At 65.6% G+C, this 18,579-nt stretch carries 15 protein-coding genes; 6 read left to right on the top strand and 9 right to left on the bottom strand.

All coding sequences use genetic code 11. The annotated features are described in order from the left end of the window. Positions 1 to 30: 30 nt before the first annotated feature. Both B8446_RS05025 and rsmA read left to right on the top strand, forming a co-directional pair. Positions 31 to 1,431 carry a peptidylprolyl isomerase gene (locus B8446_RS05025; RefSeq protein WP_241767635.1) on the top strand — a complete coding sequence of 467 codons (1,401 nt, stop codon included), beginning with the start codon at positions 31 to 33 and terminating at the stop codon, positions 1,429 to 1,431. Further along, positions 1,428 to 2,264, top strand: coding sequence for a 16S rRNA (adenine(1518)-N(6)/adenine(1519)-N(6))-dimethyltransferase RsmA (rsmA, locus tag B8446_RS05020; protein WP_148505841.1), 837 nt, complete (start codon positions 1,428 to 1,430; stop codon positions 2,262 to 2,264). The genes B8446_RS05025 and rsmA overlap by 4 nt, the downstream gene beginning before the upstream one ends. Before the next feature lie 11 nt (positions 2,265 to 2,275). On the opposite strand, the gene B8446_RS05015 is transcribed toward rsmA, so the two are convergent. The 8 genes from B8446_RS05015 to B8446_RS04980 form a co-directional block, all read right to left on the bottom strand. Continuing rightward, positions 2,276 to 3,499 carry an SAM-dependent methyltransferase gene (locus B8446_RS05015; protein WP_048847822.1) on the bottom strand — a complete coding sequence of 408 codons (1,224 nt, stop codon included), beginning with the start codon at positions 3,497 to 3,499 and terminating at the stop codon, positions 2,276 to 2,278. 135 nt (positions 3,500 to 3,634) lie between these two features. Then, positions 3,635 to 4,213: a 50S ribosomal protein L9 gene (rplI, locus tag B8446_RS05010; RefSeq protein WP_048847820.1), complete on the bottom strand. Its 579-nt coding sequence runs from the start codon at positions 4,211 to 4,213 to the stop codon at positions 3,635 to 3,637. Between the two features lie 13 nt (positions 4,214 to 4,226). Further along, positions 4,227 to 4,505, bottom strand: a complete 279-nt coding sequence (gene rpsR, locus B8446_RS05005) for a 30S ribosomal protein S18 (RefSeq protein ID WP_048847819.1) — start codon at positions 4,503 to 4,505, stop codon at positions 4,227 to 4,229. A 23-nt stretch (positions 4,506 to 4,528) separates the two neighbouring features. After that, complete coding sequence (gene rpsF / locus B8446_RS05000; protein WP_048847818.1) at positions 4,529 to 5,020, bottom strand: 30S ribosomal protein S6; 492 nt, start codon at positions 5,018 to 5,020, stop codon at positions 4,529 to 4,531. A gap of 312 nt (positions 5,021 to 5,332) precedes the next feature. Continuing rightward, on the bottom strand, positions 5,333 to 5,914 hold the full coding sequence (locus B8446_RS04995; RefSeq protein WP_373277128.1) for a GNAT family N-acetyltransferase: 582 nt from the start codon (positions 5,912 to 5,914) through the stop codon (positions 5,333 to 5,335). Beyond that, entirely contained in the window at positions 5,914 to 7,869 is a 1,956-nt protein-coding gene (gene rpoD / locus B8446_RS04990; RefSeq protein ID WP_048847816.1) for an RNA polymerase sigma factor RpoD, read from the bottom strand. The genes B8446_RS04995 and rpoD overlap by 1 nt, the downstream gene beginning before the upstream one ends. Before the next feature lie 201 nt (positions 7,870 to 8,070). Further along, positions 8,071 to 9,882 (bottom strand): DNA primase, encoded by a 1,812-nt coding sequence (gene dnaG, locus B8446_RS04985; protein WP_048847815.1) that lies wholly within the window; start codon positions 9,880 to 9,882, stop codon positions 8,071 to 8,073. Between the two features lie 4 nt (positions 9,883 to 9,886). Next, the gene (locus B8446_RS04980) at positions 9,887 to 10,339 is read right to left on the bottom strand and encodes a GatB/YqeY domain-containing protein (RefSeq protein WP_048847814.1); all 453 of its coding nucleotides are present in this window, start codon (positions 10,337 to 10,339) and stop codon (positions 9,887 to 9,889) included. 143 nt (positions 10,340 to 10,482) lie between these two features. Here B8446_RS04980 and carA point away from each other — a divergent pair, with 143 nt between their 5' ends. Together carA and carB are read left to right on the top strand one after the other, a co-directional pair. After that, complete coding sequence (gene carA / locus B8446_RS04975) at positions 10,483 to 11,832, top strand: glutamine-hydrolyzing carbamoyl-phosphate synthase small subunit (protein ID WP_048847812.1); 1,350 nt, start codon at positions 10,483 to 10,485, stop codon at positions 11,830 to 11,832. Between the two features lie 3 nt (positions 11,833 to 11,835). Then, on the top strand, positions 11,836 to 15,090 hold the full coding sequence (carB, locus tag B8446_RS04970) for a carbamoyl-phosphate synthase large subunit (RefSeq protein WP_048847810.1): 3,255 nt from the start codon (positions 11,836 to 11,838) through the stop codon (positions 15,088 to 15,090). 75 nt (positions 15,091 to 15,165) lie between these two features. Here carB and B8446_RS04965 read toward each other — a convergent pair whose 3' ends face one another. After that, complete coding sequence (locus B8446_RS04965) at positions 15,166 to 16,557, bottom strand: glycosyltransferase family protein (RefSeq protein ID WP_048847808.1); 1,392 nt, start codon at positions 16,555 to 16,557, stop codon at positions 15,166 to 15,168. A gap of 296 nt (positions 16,558 to 16,853) precedes the next feature. Between B8446_RS04965 and greA the strand changes: the two genes are divergently transcribed. Further along, on the top strand, positions 16,854 to 17,327 hold the full coding sequence (gene greA / locus B8446_RS04960) for a transcription elongation factor GreA (RefSeq protein ID WP_048847806.1): 474 nt from the start codon (positions 16,854 to 16,856) through the stop codon (positions 17,325 to 17,327). 1 nt (position 17,328) lies between these two features. Continuing rightward, entirely contained in the window at positions 17,329 to 18,555 is a 1,227-nt protein-coding gene (locus tag B8446_RS04955; protein ID WP_264921594.1) for a threonine ammonia-lyase, read from the top strand. Positions 18,556 to 18,579 lie beyond the last annotated feature (24 nt).

Below are 18,579 nucleotides of genomic sequence, written 5' to 3'. Positions count from 1 at the left end.
CGGACCATGCCCGACCAGATGACGCGAGTGATGACGACCGTTCCTGCCCCCAGCCTTCGCCCTCATCGCCGCATGGGGCGCACCGCCCGTCTGGCCCTCCTGCTCGGCACGTCGCTGTTCGCAGCGGCAACCCAGCACGCCCGTGCCCAGACGCCGGCCCATCATCACCATGCGCATGCGAAGACCCAGCCGAAGGCTGCTGCCAGCCCGGCTCCGGAGGATCCTCCGGAAGACGCCATCGTCGCCGTCATCAACGGGCAGGTCCTGACCCAGCGCGACGTGGACAGCCGTGGGCGCCTGTTCGCGCTGTCCACCGGACAGGACATCAGCCCCGAGCTGATGTCGCGCCTGCGTCCCCAGATCGTCCATCAGCTCGTGGACGAGCGCCTCAAGGTGCAGGAAATCCTGTCCCGTCACATCAATATCCCGCCGGAGCAGATTGCGGATGCGATCGGCAACATCGAGAGCCGCAACGGGATGCCCAAGAACGCCCTGCGCGACAAGCTCGCGCAGGACGGCGTGTCGCTGACGACCCTGATCGACCAGATCCGCGTGCAGCTCGGCTGGATGCAGGTGCTCCGCGAGGAGATCGGATCGACCGGGCACGTGACGTCCGAACAGATCGCCCAGCGTGAAGCCGCCCTTCATGCCGATGAAGGCCAGCCGCAATATCTCATCAGCGAGATCTTCATCCCGGTCGCCGACCCGCGTCATCCGGAAACCGAGCTGAAGTTCACGCAGACCATCATCCAGCAGCTGCGTGACGGCGCACCGTTCCCCATCGTGGCTGCGGAGTTCTCGCAAAGCGAGAGTGCGCTGGACGGCGGTCAGATGGGCTGGACGCAGGAAGACGCGCTCGATCCCCAGGTCGTGTCGATCGTACGCCAGATGCCGGAAGGCGCGATCTCGAACCCGATCCGCGTGGCGGGCGGCTACGTGATTGCGACCCTCGCCGCCAAGCGCACCATCGGCCACCAGATCGGCACCATGGTGTCCTTGCGTCAGGCCTTCTTCCCGTTTGATGCCCCGCTGAACCCGCAGGCGCCGACCGATCAGCAGAAGCAGATGCTCCAGCGTGCAACGCAGGCAGCCAGCTCGATCCATTCCTGCGACGAGCTCGCGGCCCTCAACAAGCAGCTCGGCGAGAAGCACCAGACCGATCCGGGAACGGTGCAGCTCGAGCGTCTCAACCCGCAGATGCGCTCGGTTCTCGCCACGCTGGCGCCGGGTCAGCCAAGCCGCCCGCTCGTGTCCGGCGAAGGCATCGCGATCCTCATGATCTGCGCCAAGCAGGAAAAGAACATCGCGCAACAGACGCCGAGCGAAATTGCCGACGAGCTGGTCAACGATCGCGTGGAGCAGGAATCGCGGCAGCTGACCCGCGATCTGCAGCGTCGGGCGGTCATCAACATGCATGGCGCCCCCTCCTGACCGTGACAGCCGGCGCATCCGCCACCCTGCCGAGCCTGCGTGACGCGATCCGCGCCCATGGCCTGGACGCGCGCAAGTCGCTGGGGCAGCACTTCCTGCTCGATCCCACGATCGTCGCCCGCATCGCCTCGCTTCCGGGTGACCTTGCCGGACGGCATATCGTGGAAATCGGCCCAGGGCCGGGCGGCCTGACACGCGCGCTTCTGGCTACGTCGGCGACATCGGTCGATGCGGTCGAACTCGACCAGCGCGCCATTCCCCTTCTGGATGAACTGGCGATCCATTATCCGGGTCGCCTGCGCATCACCGAAGCGGATGCGGTCGGCCTCGATGCCACGGCATTGTGCCCGGCGCCGCGGCAGATCATCGCCAACCTGCCTTACAATGTCGGCACGCCGCTTCTGATCGGCTGGCTGCGGCAGGCAGCGTCGTGGGAAGCGCTCACCCTGATGTTCCAAGCGGAAGTTGCCGAGCGGATCTGCGCCGCCCCGGGCGATTCCGCCTATGGCCGCCTTGCCGTCATTTCCCAATGGTGCGCGGAGTGTCACGTCGTGATGGACGTGCCGCCGGGCGCGTTCTCACCGCCGCCCAAGGTTCACTCGGCCGTGGTCCTGATCCGACCGCACGCCGAACAGCCCGCTCCGGCCCTGTTCGCGGCCATGGAACGCGTCACGGCCCTCGCCTTCGGACAGCGACGCAAGATGTTGCGCTCGTCCCTGAAATCCGCCGGCGGGGAAGCGCTTCTGGGACGCGCCGGGATCGATCCGACACGTCGCGCGGAGACGCTCAGTGTCGCGGAATTCGCAACGCTCGCCGCCCTGACGGCTCGCTGAACCGGCCGCCGTCAGCCTTGTGCTGGGGCCGCGCGTTCGCGATCGACCATGTAATCCCGTGTCAGCGGCACCGCCGTCTGGGATCTGGTGAGCTGAAGCTGAAAATTCATGTGGCCCTGAACCCGGAACGAAAGTTCGGCGCCCACGAGATACAAGTCGAACATGCGGTAGAACCGCGCATCGTACATCTCGACGACCTCATCCCGACGCGCTTCGAACCGATGGCGCCATTCGGCGATCGTCTTCGCATAATGAAGCCGCAGGATCTCGCAGTCCGTGACCCACAGATCCGCACGCTCGATCGCGGCGATGGTCTCGCTGAGTGCGGGTGAATAGCCACCGGGAAAGATATATTTATCGAGCCACGGATTGGTCGAGCCCGGGCCATCCATGCGGCCGATCGAATGCAGCAGCGCCACCCCGTCCGGCAGCAGGCATTCGCGCACGGCGCGGAAGAAGCGGTCGAACTGACCGACGCCCACATGTTCGAACATGCCGACGGACACGATACGGTCGTATTGATGACGGACGTCCCGATAGTCGCGCAGCTCGATCGTGATGCGATCGGCGAGGCCGGCTTCGCGGGCACGGGCACGGGCGACCTCAAACTGCTCTTTCGACAGCGTGATGCCCGTTACCTGCGCGCCGTAGTCGCGTGCAAGCGTCAGCGCCATGCCGCCCCATCCGCACCCGATATCGAGAACGCGCAGGCCCGGCCGATCGAGGTTCAGCTTGGCGCCGATATGATGCTTCTTGGCAACCTGCGCCTCCTCGAGCGTCATGTCGTCACGTGCATAGTAGGCGCAGGAATACTGCCGATCAGGATCCAGGAAGAGATCGTAGAGACGACCGTTGAGATCGTAATGATGGGCGACGTTGCGGCGGGACCCGGCCAATGTATTGAACTGTGCCCATTTGCGCGTGGCATAGCGCGTCGCCCCTTCGAGGCGGTTCACGATATGCCCGGTCCGGTTGATGTTCAGCATCAGCACCGACAGGAGCTCTTCGAGCGAGCAGTCGAGCGGCGCGATTTCTCCATCCATATAGCTCTCGCCGAATGCGAGCCCGGAATTGATGACCATGGCCCGCTCAGCGCGTGGCGTCATGAGGTGCATGGCGGCAGCCGGCTCCGCGCCACGACCCTGATAGGTGACGCGCTGTCCGTCGCTGTAGAGGATGTCCAGCCGGCCAAACATGATGAACCGACGCATGAGGGCATCCACGACGCGACGCATTGACCAACTCCCTTGTTCTGGCGCGCGGATGATGGCCCAAAGGCCCGGGTATCGTAAAGTCCTGCGCCGAAACGCAAAAAACCCGACATGGCTTGCGCCATGCCGGGTTTTCCGGTTTTCGCGTCGAAAAGACGATCAGGCTTCGGTCTGAGCGTCCTCGGCCGGCGTCTCGTCGCTCTCGACTTCGGCGCCGAACGTCTCGACTTCGTCCTCGTCTTCCTCGCCGATCGTCTCGCCGCGCGCCTGGCGCTCGGCTTCCTCGACCGAGCGGGCGACGTTGACGGTCACACCGATCGAGACTTCCGGATGCAGCGCGACGCGCGCGTCGTGCAGGCCCAGAACCTTGATCGGCTGGTCGAGCTCGACCTGCTGACGGCCGATGGTCAGGCCGGCCTCGGTCGCCGCCTGCGCGATGTCGCGCGTGGTGACGGAGCCGTAGAGGCTGCCGCTGTCACCCGCCTGGCGGATGATCGTGACCGACAGACCGTGCATCCGCTCGGCGAGGCGCTCGGCCTCCTCGCGGCGCTTGATGTTCTGCGCCTCGAGCTGCGCACGCTCGGTCTCGAACCGGGCGCGGTTCTGCGCATTGGCGCGCAGCGCGCGACCCTGCGGCAGGAGATAGTTGCGGGCATAGCCGGGCTTGACGCGCACGACGTCGCCCATCTGGCCCAGATGCTCGACCCGCTGCAGCAGGATCAGTTCTGTTTGCGGCATGACTAGGCCCTCCTCAGTTCACGACGTAGGGGAGAAGGGCGAGGAAGCGGGCGCGCTTGATCGCCTGCGCCAGCTCGCGCTGCTTCTTGGCCGACACGGCGGTGATGCGCGACGGCACGATCTTGCCGCGCTCCGACAGGAAGCGGCTCAGCAGACGCACGTCCTTGTAGTCGATCTTCGGCGCGTTCGGCCCGGAGAACGGGCAGGACTTGCGACGACGATAGAACGGGCGGCGCGCTCCAACCGCAGTGCGGCGGGCGGCGGGATTGATCTCGGTGGTGGTCTCGGACATGACTGTTCCCTCCTGCGCTGCGATCAGTTCGCGGTCTGCGGCGCGGGCTCGCGAGCGTCATCACGCGCGCGGTATTCCTCACGATCGTCGTAGCTGCGACGCGGGCCGCGACCGCTTTCAAAGCGACCAGCCGGCTTGGCACCGCCGCGGAAATTACCGCCGCCACCGCCACTGCGCTCGCCACGATCGTCACCACGACGCGACAGGATCGCCGACGGCGCCTCGTCGATCTCGTCGACGCGCAGCGTCAGCAGACGCAGGATGTCCTCGTTCAGGCCGAGCTGGCGCTCGAACTCGCGAACCTGCTCCGGCTTGGCATCGATGCCAAGGAGCATGTAGTGGCCCTTGCGGTTCTTCTTGATGCGATAGGCCAGCGAACGCAGGCCCCAGTATTCGCGCTTCTTGATCGCGCCGCCATCCTGCTCGAGCAGGGTGTTCATTTCGTCGACGATGCTCTCGACCTGAGCCTGCGTAACGTCATTCCGCGCAATCAGCACGGTTTCGTACAATGGCATGCTATGTCCCTTCGGATCGGTTCAACCCCGTCGATGCACCGGAGGGTGCCGATCGACTCGCCTTCCCAGGCGAACAGGTATAGCCGGCGCGACGCCATATCGCCCCGGCAGGGAAGTGGTGCCGTAAAGCACAGCAGACCTTGGAATGCAAGGAACATTCGCAGCGGCGGGCAGCGGATCGGACCCCGCGACACAGCCTGCAGGTGGTGCTCCTCGCAGGCGCCGGGCAATCGACATGGACTGCCTGCGGGAAACCATCACGCACCTGACTGTTGGCATGCGAATGCCGGCACGATCAGCAGCACCCGGCCTTCACTTCACGCGGAGACGGGCCGGGATCTCGAAACCCAGCGCATCGGGGATGTCCCAGATTTCGCGCACTCGCGAAATCTGCTCGAACCCCGCGCGCAGGTAGGTGGGAAGCGCGCGCGGATGATCGGCCGTGCAGGTGTTGACCCGAAGCATCCGGGGCTCTTCGGCCCAGGCGGTCGCGATGGCATGATCGAGAAAGGCTCGTCCAACCCCCTGCCCGATCTCCGCCGGCAACAGGCCGAAATAGGCGAGATTGATCTCGCGTCCGGGGAGACGATCGAGCTCGTAGAAACCAGCCGCCGCAGCCGAATGCCAAAGCACATGGACCGACGTGCGGGCAGCATTCAGCACGTCGGACAGTGCCGCGTCACTCAGGACGCGGCGCAGCCACCAGCAATACGGCGCACCGACGCCATCATAGAGCTGCCGGTAGAACGAGACCGACGGATGCGCGATCCGTTCCACCGTGTAGCCGGGCGGCAGCGGCCTCGGCGCGGTTCGCGGGGGATGACGCATCCGCAGGAACGTGACGTCTACCGCGATCCGCGTGGCGGGCTCGGCGATGCGACCGCGCACGGCGATCAGTTGTCGTCGAGGAACGACCGCAGCTTGCGGGACCGGCTCGGATGCTTGAGCTTGCGCAGCGCCTTCGCCTCGATCTGGCGAATACGCTCGCGGGTCACGTTGAACTGCTGACCGACTTCCTCGAGTGTGTGGTCGGTGTTCATGCCGATGCCGAACCGCATCCGCAGCACGCGTTCCTCACGCGGGGTGAGCGACGCCAGAACACGTGTCGTCGCCTCGCGCAGATTGGTCTGGATCGCGGCATCCAGCGGAATGACGGCCGCCTTGTCTTCGATGAAGTCGCCCAGGTGGCTGTCTTCCTCGTCGCCGATCGGCGTCTCGAGGCTGATCGGCTCCTTGGCGATCTTCAGGACCTTGCGGACCTTCTCCAGCGGCATGCCGAGCTTCTCGGCAAGCTCCTCAGGCGCAGGCTCGCGGCCGATTTCGTGCAGCATCTGCCGCGAGGTGCGGACGAGCTTGTTGATCGTCTCGATCATGTGGACCGGGATACGGATCGTGCGCGCCTGATCGGCGATCGATCGCGTGATAGCCTGACGGATCCACCATGTCGCGTAGGTCGAGAACTTGTAGCCGCGACGATACTCGAACTTGTCCACCGCCTTCATCAGGCCGATGTTGCCCTCCTGGATCAGGTCCAGGAACTGCAGCCCGCGATTGGTGTACTTCTTGGCGATCGAGATCACGAGACGCAGGTTGGCCTCGATCATCTCCTTCTTCGCGCGCGTCGAGTCACGCTCGCCGCGCGACACTGTCGCATAGACACGGCGGAATTCGCCGACCGGCAGGCCAACCTCATGGCTGAGATCGGCAACCTGGGCACGCAGGTTCGTCACCTGATCCATATGGCGGGCGACGAAATTCTTCCACGACTTGGCCGGCAGGGCCGAGACGGTCTCGACCCAGTTCGGATCCAGTTCGTGGTTGCGATACTTGATCAGGAAGTCCTCGCGCGAGACGCGACAGCTCTCCGCCAGACGCAGCATCCGCCCTTCCAGCCCGTTGAGCTGCTGGAAATTCAGCTTGAGCTGCATCACCAGTTCCTCGATCCGGTTGTTATGCAGGTGAACCTGCTCAACCATTCCGACCAGTTCCTCGCGAAGCTTCTCGTAGGACTTTTCCGACTTGTCCGAGCTCGTCTCGCCGCTGGTCAGCGTCTCGATGCGCTTGACCTGAAGCTTGCGCAGCTTGTGATAGAGCGGCTCGATCGCCTCAAAACGCGCCAGGATCTCGGGCTTGAGCTTTTCCTCGAGCGCCGACAGGGACAGCCCGCTGCCTTCCTGCTCCGAACCCTCCTCGCCCGATGTCTCGGTATCGAAATTGTCTTCCGCCGCCTCGGCTTCGCCCGCCGCTTCCGGATTTCCCTCGCCCGGCGTGACGCCGCCGCTCTGGGTCGCCTCGAGATCGACGATATCGCGCAGCAGCATCTCGCCGTCTTTCAGACGGTCATGCCAGGAGATGATCGCGCGGAAGGTCAGCGGGCTTTCGCACAAGCCCCCGATCATCTCGTCGCGGCCGGCCTCGATGCGCTTGGCGATCGCGATCTCGCCCTCGCGCGAGAGCAGCTCGACCGAGCCCATCTCGCGCAGGTACATGCGAACGGGATCGTCAGTGCGGCCGACGCTCTCCGCATCGACGTTGCCGCTCTGCTGCTCCTCGTTGTCGGTCTCGGCGGCTTCCTTCTCCTCGCGCGGGGCCTCCTGCTCCTCGTTGTCTTCGTTCTCGACAACCTGGATGCCCATCTCGGACAGCCCCGCCATGATGTCCTCGATCTGCTCGGAGGACATCTGGTCCTGCGGGAGAACCGCATTCAGTTCGTCGAACGTGATGTATCCGCGCTCGCGCCCTTTGGCGATCAGCCGCTTGACCGCTCCGGACTGCGTATCGAGCAGGGTCGTGTCACCCTCCTGCTCCTGCGCGTTCCGTTCCGCTCCCGTGGCCGTTTTCGTCGCCATTTAGCACTCCAAGCTCTAACCCACCGTCCCACGCCGCCGATCCCTGCCACCGTGTCGTCTCGACGCCTCCCGGAACGCACGTCAGCAAGGCGAACACTGCGCCTTGAAGCGGCCGGGGACGAAAAAACCGGAGCAATGGGATTACGGTAGCGTGCAGGTGGCCGCTCCGAGCCGCAAAGTCAAGGGCTTCGGGACGTCCCCTCAGACGTCGTCGTCAGGCATGCTGCCCCGGCGCAACGCATCGAGCGCCCGGACGCGGGCTGCGAGCGCCTCGGGCCAGACATCCAGGCCATCGCCCTCATAGGCCCGCGCGATGGCTGCCTCCACATCGTGGGCCACTTCACGCGCGAATGCCTCCACATTGAGGAGCCCATAGTAATGCCACCACTGGGCCGCCAGATCGATAGCCAGAAGGTCATCCGCATCGACACGCGCCGTCCGCGGCATGTCGCTGTCCAGTACCGCGCGGGCCGCCGTGCCGAAACCCTGGGTTTCCATCCAGGCCGCGAAGGACGCGGGCTCCGGCGGCGGAAACTGGTGCGACCATTCCAGAAGTGCCTCCCGCAGGAGTGCCAGGTCCGGGGGCAGCTCGAGCCGGCAGTAAGCTGCCTCCACCGCTCCCAGAACGTCGGGATGGCGCAGGAGGATGGCGGTCAGCATGTTCAGGCGCTCGTCATTGCCCCGTCCGGGCTCATGACGCGCCACCGGCAGATCGGCCTGCGGGCGGGCGCCACGTTCGCCCTTCCGGTAGTCCGGCTTCCTGTTCTGCGCGAAGTATCGATCCAGCAGCGCGCGCCGGTATTCAGATGACAGCCCCTTGTCGGCAATAAGCCCGGCTAGCGCCACGAGGCGCGCGCGAAGCCCCGCCCGGGCCTCCGGCGAAGTCCCCGCCCCCGCCGCGACCGCCCTGTAGAGAGCATCGACCAGTTCGGCGCTGGCAGACAGCGCCGCCGCCATGGCCTCGGGGCCGCCGCGCGCGATCAGACTGTCCGGATCGTCGCGCTCCGGCAGCTGGCACACACGCAGTGTCTTCTCGACACCCAGCAGAGGAAGCGCTGTCTCGATGGTGCGGAATGTCGCGCGCTGCCCTGCCGCATCGCCGTCGAGGCACAGGATCGGATCGGGCGATACCTGCCACAACGCCTCGAGCTGCTCCGCCCCCATGGCGGTCCCGAGCGGCGCCACCGCCGCCTCGAAGCCCGCCTGATGGAGCATGATGGCATCCATGTAGCCTTCGACCACGACGAGATCGCAGCCCTTGCGCACGGCCTCGCGCGCACGGTCGAGATTGAACAGGGTGCGCCGTTTGGAGAAGACGGCGGTTTCGGGCCCGTTGAGGTATTTGGGCTGCGCATCGCCCAGCGTGCGCCCGCCGAAGGAGACGAGACGGCCGCGCCGGTCGCGGATCGGAAACGTCACGCGATTGAAGAACAGTTCGCCGCGCGGGCTGCCGTCCTCGGCAAACCGCATCATCCCGGCTTCGGCGAGCTGCGCGCGGGTGATCTGCTGTGCCTCCAGCTCCGCGATCAGGCTGCCGCGACCGTCTCCCGACCAGCCGAGGCCGAAGGCTTCGATCGTCGCGTCCGACAGGCCGCGCTTCCTGAGATAGGTGAGGCCTTCGCGTCCCTCAGGCATATAGAGCCTGCGCCGATAGCTGGCCTGAACCGCGTCCAGGACTTCGCCCAGCGTCTTCTGCGCGCGGGCCGCCGCAACGGCCGCCGGGCTGCTCCTGGGCACGTCGAGCCCGGCTTCGCCTGCGAGCTGCTCGATCGCCTCGATGAACGATCGACCTTCGCTCTGCATGACGAAGGAGATAATGTCGCCATGCGCGCCACAGCCGAAGCAGTGGAAATGATCGTCATAGACGTGGAAGGACGGTGTCTTCTCGCCATGAAACGGACAGCACGCCTTGAAATTGCGCCCCGAGCGAATGAGCTTCGTGCGCCTGCCGATGACGGATGCAATCGGCAGGCGAGCACGCAGTTCGTCCAGAAAGGCGGGGTCGAGCGCCATCGATTTAGGACAGGCGCGCCTTCACCACGCCATTGGCCCGACCCATGTCGAGGTCGGCACCGAAACGCGTCTTCAGGATACCCATGACGCGACCCATGTCCTTCATCGTGGCAGCACCGGTCTCGGCGATGGCGGCGTCCACGGCCTCGGCGAGCTGCTCGTCCGACAGTTCCGGCGGCAGGTAGGCGCGGATCGTGGCGATTTCCGCCTCTTCCTTTTCCGCCAGCTCCGGACGACCGCCGTCGCGATACATCGCAGCCGATTCGGTGCGCGACTTGATCATCGAGCGCAGCATCGGGACGATCTCGGCATCGCCGACCTCATTTCCCTTCACACGGGCCGCGACATCCAGATCCTTGATCTTCGCGGTGATGCCGCGGATCTGGGCGACACGCTCGCTCTGACCGGATTTCATGGCCGCCTTGAGGTCGTCGCTGATGGTCTGACGCAGAGACATCTTCTTAATTCCTTGAAAAGGGTGGGTTTTCCCACCCGACATCCCACCTCCGCAGCGGTGGGAAAAAACTTCCCATTCGGCCTGAAGGCCGCTATGACCTGCGTGAATTATGGCCACGTGACCAGCGGAGCAAGCAGACGACGATGAACGGCGATATCGACATCATCATCGAACGCGCAGGTGGCGCGGAGCAGGTCGCGAAGCTGACCGGCGTCGGGCTCGAGGCCGTGCGCAAATGGAGACAGGCCCGCGCGATCCCATCAAAGCACTGGGCAACGCTGCTGCGCCAGCCCGGGATCACGCTGGCCGATCTCAATCCCGGCGATGCCCCGGCCGACGATGCCACCGTGGCGCCGGATGGCGCCACCGCTGCCCTTCTGCTCGCGGACGGCAGCGTGTTCTGGGGCCGCGGGTTCGGCGCGCACAGCGACGGCGCCGTCGGCGAGCTGTGCTTCTCGACCGGGCTGACCGGCTATCAGGAAACGCTGACCGATCCGTCCTTCGCCGGCCAGATCATTACCTTCACCTTCCCTCATATCGGCAATGTCGGAACCAACGATGACGATTGCGAGGCCGGCGCGATCGCGGCTCTCGGCGCCGTCGTGCGCTGCGATCCGACCGATCCCGCGAGCTGGCGCTCGACCGCGTCGCTCGACACATGGCTGTCGCGTGAAGGCAAGCCGGGCATCGCAGGCGTCGATACCCGCGCGGTCACACGCCGCCTTCGCGACGGCGGCCCACAGACGGCACTCCTTGCCTATCCGCAGGACGGCCGGTTCGATCTCGATGCATTGCGCGCGAAGATCGCGGCATGGCCGGGGCTCGAGGGCATGGACCTCTCGAAGGTCGTGACCTGCACGCAGAGCTACACCTGGGATCAGGGCGTATGGGAGCGGAACAATGCCGAGCGTACCGTGCGCCGCCGTGTCGTGGCCGTGGACTATGGCGCCAAGCGCAACATCCTGCGCTGCCTGGTAAGCGCCGGCTGCGACGTGACGGTCGTGCCCGCCGATGCCACCGCCGATGACATCCTGCGGCACAAGCCCGAAGGCGTATTTCTCTCCAACGGGCCGGGCGATCCGGCGGCGACGGGCGTCTATGCCGTGCCTGCGATCCGCGGCGTGCTGGAGGCAGGTCTTCCCGTCTTTGGCATCTGCCTGGGCCATCAGCTTCTGGCGCTGGCGCTCGGTGCCCGCACCTACAAGCTCGAGCGCGGCCATCGCGGCGCCAACCAGCCGGTGAAGGATCTGAGCACCGGCAAGGTCGAGATCACGAGCCAGAACCATGGCTTCGCGGTGGATGACAAGTCGCTGCCCGAAGGCTGCTCGATCACGCATGTCAGCCTGTTCGACGGCTCGAACGAGGGCATCCGGTCGGATCGCTACGATGCGTTTTCGGTGCAGTACCATCCCGAGGCGAGCCCGGGACCGTCCGATAGTTTCCACCTCTTCGAGCGTTTCGTATCCCTCATGGACGAGAAAGCGGGAGCCTGACCCATGCCGAAACGTAACGACATCAAGTCGATCCTGATCGTCGGCGCCGGCCCCATCGTCATCGGGCAGGCCTGCGAGTTCGACTATTCCGGCGCGCAGGCCTGCAAGGCGCTGCGCGAGGAAGGCTACCGGGTCATCCTCATCAACTCGAACCCCGCCACGATCATGACCGATCCGGGGCTCGCGGATGCGACCTATATCGAGCCGATCACGCCCGAATTCATCGAGCGCATCATCCTGCGCGAGAAGCCGGACGCGCTCCTGCCGACGATGGGCGGCCAGACCGCGCTGAACGCCGCCATGGCGCTCGACAAGTCCGGCTTCCTCACGGCACACGGTGTCGAACTGATCGGCGCCAAGGCCGACGTGATCGACCGCGCCGAAGACCGCCTGAAGTTCCGCGAGGCGATGGACGAGATCGGGATCGAGAGCCCGCGTTCCGCCATTGCCCACACGCTCGCCGAGGCCCGCGCGGCGCTGGACGAGATCGGCCTGCCGACCGTCATCCGCCCGTCCTTCACCATGGGCGGTTCGGGCGGCGGCATCGCCTACAACCGGGCGGAATTCGACCAGATCGTGACCTCCGGCCTCGACGCCTCCCCCACGACCGAGGTGCTGATCGAGGAATCGGTGCTCGGCTGGAAGGAATTCGAGATGGAGGTCGTCCGCGACGTCGCGGACAACTGCATCATCATCTGCTCCATCGAGAACATCGATCCGATGGGCGTGCATACGGGTGATTCCATCACGGTCGCGCCGGCGCTGACGCTGACCGACAAGGAATACCAGCGGATGCGCGACGCCTCGCTCGCATGCCTGCGGAAGATCGGCGTCGAGACGGGCGGCTCGAACGTCCAGTTCGGCGTCAACCCGGTCGACGGGCGCATGGTCGTCATCGAGATGAACCCGCGCGTGTCGCGCTCCTCGGCGCTCGCGTCGAAGGCAACGGGCTTTCCGATCGCCAAGATCGCGGCCAAGCTCGCCGTCGGCTACACGCTGGATGAACTCGCCAACGACATCACCGGCACCACGCCCGCAAGCTTCGAGCCCACGATCGACTATGTCGTGGTGAAGATCCCGCGCTTCACGTTCGAGAAATTCCCGGGCGCTCCGGCCCTGCTCTCGACGTCGATGAAGTCCGTCGGCGAAGCCATGTCGGTCGGCCGCAGCTTCGCCGAGGCGCTCCAGAAGGGCCTGCGCTCGATGGAAACAGGGCTGACCGGCCTCGATCCGGTCGAGGCACCGGGCGACGGCTCGCTCGACGCCTATCGCGCGGCCCTTTCGCAGCCGCGTCCCGAGCGTATCCTGATGGCGGCCCAGGCGATCCGCGCGGGCCTGCCGCTCGCGGACATTCATGCAGCCTGCAAGTTCGAGCCGTGGTTCCTGCGGCAGCTCGAGGCGATCGTCGCGACCGAACGCTTCGTCGCGGAGCGCGGCCTGCCCGCCGATGCGCACTCGCTCCGCCGGATCAAGGCGCAGGGCTTCTCGGACATGCAACTCGCGGCGCTGACGAACGGCAAGGCCCTCGACATCGCGGCGACGCGCGAGAAGCTCGGCGTGCTGCCGGTCTACAAGCGCATCGATACGTGCGCTGCCGAGTTCGCATCCGACACGCCGTATCTCTATTCGACCTATGAAGGCGGCTACGGCACCCCGGAATGTGAAAGCCGGCCGACGGCGCGCGACAAGATCGTGATCCTCGGCGGTGGCCCGAACCGGATCGGCCAAGGCATCGAGTTCGATTATTGCTGCGTCCATGCCGCCTACACCCTACGCGAGGCGGGTTTCGAGACGGTCATGGTCAACTGCAATCCCGAGACCGTCTCGACCGATTACGACACATCCGACCGGCTTTATTTCGAGCCGCTGACGGCAGAAGACGTGATCGCGCTCATTCGCAGGGAACAGCAGGGCGGCAAGGTTCTCGGCTGCATCGTGCAGTATGGCGGCCAGACGCCGCTGAAACTGTCGCGTGCGCTGGAAGAGGCCGGCATTCCGCTCCTCGGCACGCCGGCTGATGCGATCGACCGCGCGGAGGATCGCGAGCGGTTCCAGGCCCTGCTGCGCAAGCTCGGCCTGCGTCAGCCCGAGAACGGCATTGCCCGCTCGCCTGCAGAGGCCGAAGCGATCGCCGAACGCATCGGCTATCCTGTCGTGGTCCGGCCGTCCTACGTGCTGGGCGGACGTGCGATGGAGATCGTCTATGACCGCAACGGCCTTGCACGTTACATGCGTGACGTGCTGCGCCTTGCCGGGCATGACATCGCGACCGGGCCGGTGCTGATCGACCGCTATCTCAACGATGCGATCGAAGCGGACGTGGACTGCATTTCCGACGGCGCTTCCGTCTATGTCGCGGGCGTCATGGAGCACATCGAGGAGGCCGGCATCCATTCGGGCGACAGCGCCTGTTCGCTGCCGCCCTACACGCTTTCGCCGGCGCTGGTGACCGAACTGCGCGCCCAGACGGAAGCCATGGCGCGGGAACTGGGCATCGTCGGCCTGATGAACGTCCAGTATGCGATCAAGGATGCGGAAGTCTTCGTGCTCGAGGTCAATCCGCGCGCCTCGCGCACGGTGCCGTTCGTCGCCAAGGCGACGGGCGTGCCGGTGGCCAAGATCGGCGCGCGTGTCATGGCCGGCGCGAAACTTGCCGATTTCCGCCTCGACGGTGGTGCGATCGCGCCGCATGTCGCCGTGAAAGAAGCCGTCTTCCCGTTCAACCGCTTCCCGGACGTGGACACGATCCTCGGTCCCGAGATGCGTTCGACCGGCGAGGTCATGGGGCTGGATTCCAGCTTCGAGCGTGCCTTCGCCAAGTCGCAGCTTGCAGCCGGCGTGAAACTGCCGATGTCGGGTGCCGTGTTCGTCTCGGTGCGCGAAAGCGACAAGAGCCATCTGCCGGCACTCGGCCGGAAGCTGACCGAACTCGGGTTCTCAATCCTTGCGACACGCGGCACTGCCGCGCGTCTGGAGGAAGCGGGCATTGCCGTCACCCGGGTCAACAAGGTGCTCGAAGGGCGTCCGCACTGCGTGGATGCCATCCGCTCCGGCGACGTGCAGATGGTCATCAATACGGCGCAGGGATCGCAGTCGGTACGCGACAGCTTCGACATCCGTCGCTGCGCGCTGACCGCAGGCGTTCCGCACTACACGACCGCCGCCGGCGCGCGTGCCGCGATCTATGCGATCTCGGCGATGCGCGAAGGAGCGCTCGACGTCGCGCCGCTCCAGTCCTACTTCAAGGGCGCGTTCTGACGCGCCCCGCGGAGCACACGCCGTCGGCGAAACAGGAAGCAACGGCAGTTCGCAGGCAGGATCTGCCGAACTGCCCTAGCGCCGCGCGGGCGGCGAGAAAATCGGCAGCGCCAGATCCGCATCGAGGGCGTGGCGTGCAGCGAGATACGCATTGACGCGCTGCATGACCGCGTGGCGTTCGGCTGCCGCCACGCGCCAGAAATGCACGATCACGCAGCGTTCGGCGGGCCGTGCGTGATAATGGATGGCATCCTTCGCACCGACGGCGACATAGCCTGAGATGGTCGTGAAATCGACCAGCTCGCATTTGCGAAAAACGTAGTTCGAAACTGGCTGGTCCAGCTCCCGACGCCCGTCGGCCAGCAGTCTTTCCTTCGTCTCCAGGACAAGCCGGAACGCCTGCTCCACGGCAGGCGACGGCGCGAAGCCGATGATCCCGGAATTGAACCCGTATCGGTAGCCGGTCCGGAAAGGATCGCCTGCGAACAGGTGACTTCCGAGAGACGGTGCGACATCGATCAGCGAGACCGGGACGACGATGATGTCCTCGTATTCCTCGCTGCCGACGCAGATCCCGTGCGACAGACAGATCCTTCGCAGCAGGATGTGGACGTCGTCCTGAAAAATGACGTCTGTATCAACATAAAGTACGGCGGTGTACGTTTCGAAATCCGGCAGGTCGAAGATCCGGTAGCGCGCGAAATAATAGTCGTCGCTGTCGGGAAGCTCGACGGACAGGACGGTGATCGGATTGGGAAAATCGGCCGCGAGACCGGCCGCGAGTTCGATCCGGTCGGTGATGATGCAGATATCGCCGTCATACCGCCCGGTCCGGGTCAGCGAACGCAAACTCTCCCGCAACAGCTCGAACGCTGGCGGCTCGCCTGAACAGGCAAAATAGACCAGCGGCCGATAGCGGCGGAACATCGAGAACCGATATCCCTCCTGACGCAGGACCAGCGCCCGGTCGAATTGCGCGAACGCTTCGAGATTGGTGACCAGATCGAACCGCGCATTCCCTGTGCGCAGTTGCCCCGCGTCAATCGAGGTCTCGATCGTCAGCAACTCGTGGCGGTCGATGGACAGGAGCCGTCCGGACAGGCGCGAACGCAGGGCCTCGAACCAGTCGCACGGGGCGAAGATGAACGTCTCCCACGCGTGCGGCTCGTCCCGATCGAACGTCACCACATCGCCCGGCCGACGTGCGCAGCCGAACCGGGCATCAGCCAGCAGATGTCCGCTCACGGCCGCGCCGGCGTGCTGTGCCACGATTGTATGATAGCCGGCCAAGGCATGCGGAATGCCCGCGTCGTCGCGCACCGAAACCGGACCCTGCGCTGCCGACAGAGGCGCGCACAGCAGCAAATCCTGCGGGTCCGCCTGGTCCCAGGGCACGCATCTGAACACCTGCTGCTGCCGGTCGAGCACGACCGGATGGCCCGTATGGGAAAGACAGAACCAGTCCATGCACGACATTCCGGAAGACGAGAGACTTATCGGACCCTATCATCGCGAAATTGACGCGCTTGCGGAACCCTGCGCGCGTGCCGATGACCTGCCGAAGTAATGCGGGATCGGCACGGAACCGATCCGAAACCCGCGCCGCACTTGAAATTTTCGTGTCCTTCGCATATCGTTGCCGACCGATTTTGGTGGGGCTCTGGCTATTACACACGTGCCCGGCCATGTCCGTCCGGCAAGGGCAAAGTGCCTGCCCCGGCTCCCAGAGGCATCGCCCCCGGTCCGTTTGTTGAGGATACATCGTGCAGAAGATACCCATGACCCGTAACGGCCTCGTCCGTCTCGAAGACGAGCTCCGCCGCCTCAAGGGGGAAGATCGTCCGGCGGTCATTCGCGCGATCGCGGAAGCGCGGGAGCATGGGGACCTGTCGGAAAACGCGGAATACCATGCAGCGCGCGACCGGCAGTCCTTCATCGAGGGACGCGTGCTGGAACTCGAGGAACTGATCTCGACGGCCGAGGTCATCGACCCGTCGCAGCTTTCAGGCGATCAGGTGAAGTTCGGCGCGCACGTCCAGCTCGTGGACGAAGAGACGGACAAGGAAAGCGCCTATCAGATCGTCGGCGTGCATGAGGCCGACATCAAGCAGGGCCTGCTGTCGATTTCGAGCCCGCTCGCCAAGTCGCTGATCGGCAAGAGCGTCGGCGACAGCGTCTCCGTCCCCGCCCCCGGCGGCGATCGGACATACGAGATCCTGACCGTCGCCTACCGCTGACATGTCGGCCGCGAAACAGGCCGAAGGCGCGGTGCTCGGCTTCGCCGATATCGCGGCGGCGCACGCCCGCATCGCGCCGAACATCGTCCGCACGCCGACGGTCGCAAGCCATACGCTCTCGCGCCTTACAGGTGCCTCGATCAGTCTCAAGCTCGAGAACCTGCAGGCGATCGGCTCCTTCAAGGAACGCGGGGCGGCCAACCGCCTCTCGCTTCTGAGCGAAGCCGAGCGCGCACGCGGCGTCATTGCAGTCTCGGCCGGGAACCACGCCCAAGGGGTGGCCCGGCATGCGAGCCTGCTCGGGATCGACGCGGTCATCGTCATGCCCAGCCAGACGCCCGTCGCCAAGGTCGCGCGGACCCGGAGCTGGGGCGCGCGGGTCGTCCTCGCCGGCGAAACGCTGGCGGATGCCTTCGCCCATGCCGCCGAACTTCAGGCGCGCGAAGGGCGGGTGCTGATCCATCCCTATGACGATCCCGCGGTCATCGCGGGTCAGGGCACGTTTGCCGTGGAACTGCTGGAAGACGCAGGGCCGCTCGATGCCCTCGTCGTGCCGATCGGCGGCGGCGGCCTGATTTCGGGCTGCGCGATCGCGGCGGCCCATCTGCAGCCGGACCTCGAGCTGATCGGCGTTCAGGTCGAGGCCTATGCGTCGCTTGCCGGCTTCCCCGGCGCCGAGACGGCCGCACGTGGCGGCGGCACCATTGCAGAGGGCATCGCCGTCACGCAGGTCGGGCGGCACTGCATGGACGCGCTGACGGATCGCCTGTCGCGCGTGTTCGTTGTCTCAGAACTTGAGGTCGAGAGCGCGATCACGACGCTTGCCGAAGGGGCCAAGCAGGTTGGCGAAGGGGCCGCGGCCTCGGCGCTGGCGGCCGTCATCGCCAACCCGGCCTATTTTCGCGGCAAGCGCGTGGCCCTGCCGGTGACCGGCGGCAATATCGGCACCCGCATTCTGGCCAACACGCTGCTGCGCTCGCTGCATCGCGACGGGCGCCTGCTGCGTCTGGTGCTTGAAATCCCCGATCGCCCGGGCGTTCTGGCCGACATTGCCGCGATCATCGGCGGCGTCGGCGGCAACATCATCGAAGTGGGGCATCAGCGCCTGTTCGCCGCCCCGTCGGTCCAGACCGCCGACCTCGAACTGATGATCGAGGCGCGGGACGCCGACCACGCGCATGAGATCCAGGCCCTGCTCGCTGCCCGCTACAAGGTGCGGCGGAGCTGACGTCTTCGATCGTATCCGGGCGAA

The sequence above is a fragment of the Tanticharoenia sakaeratensis NBRC 103193 genome (assembly GCF_000963885.1).
In the GTDB taxonomy this organism is placed as follows: Bacteria; Pseudomonadota; Alphaproteobacteria; order Acetobacterales; family Acetobacteraceae; genus Tanticharoenia; species Tanticharoenia sakaeratensis.
This window is presented reverse-complemented; position numbering and strand designations above follow the sequence as displayed.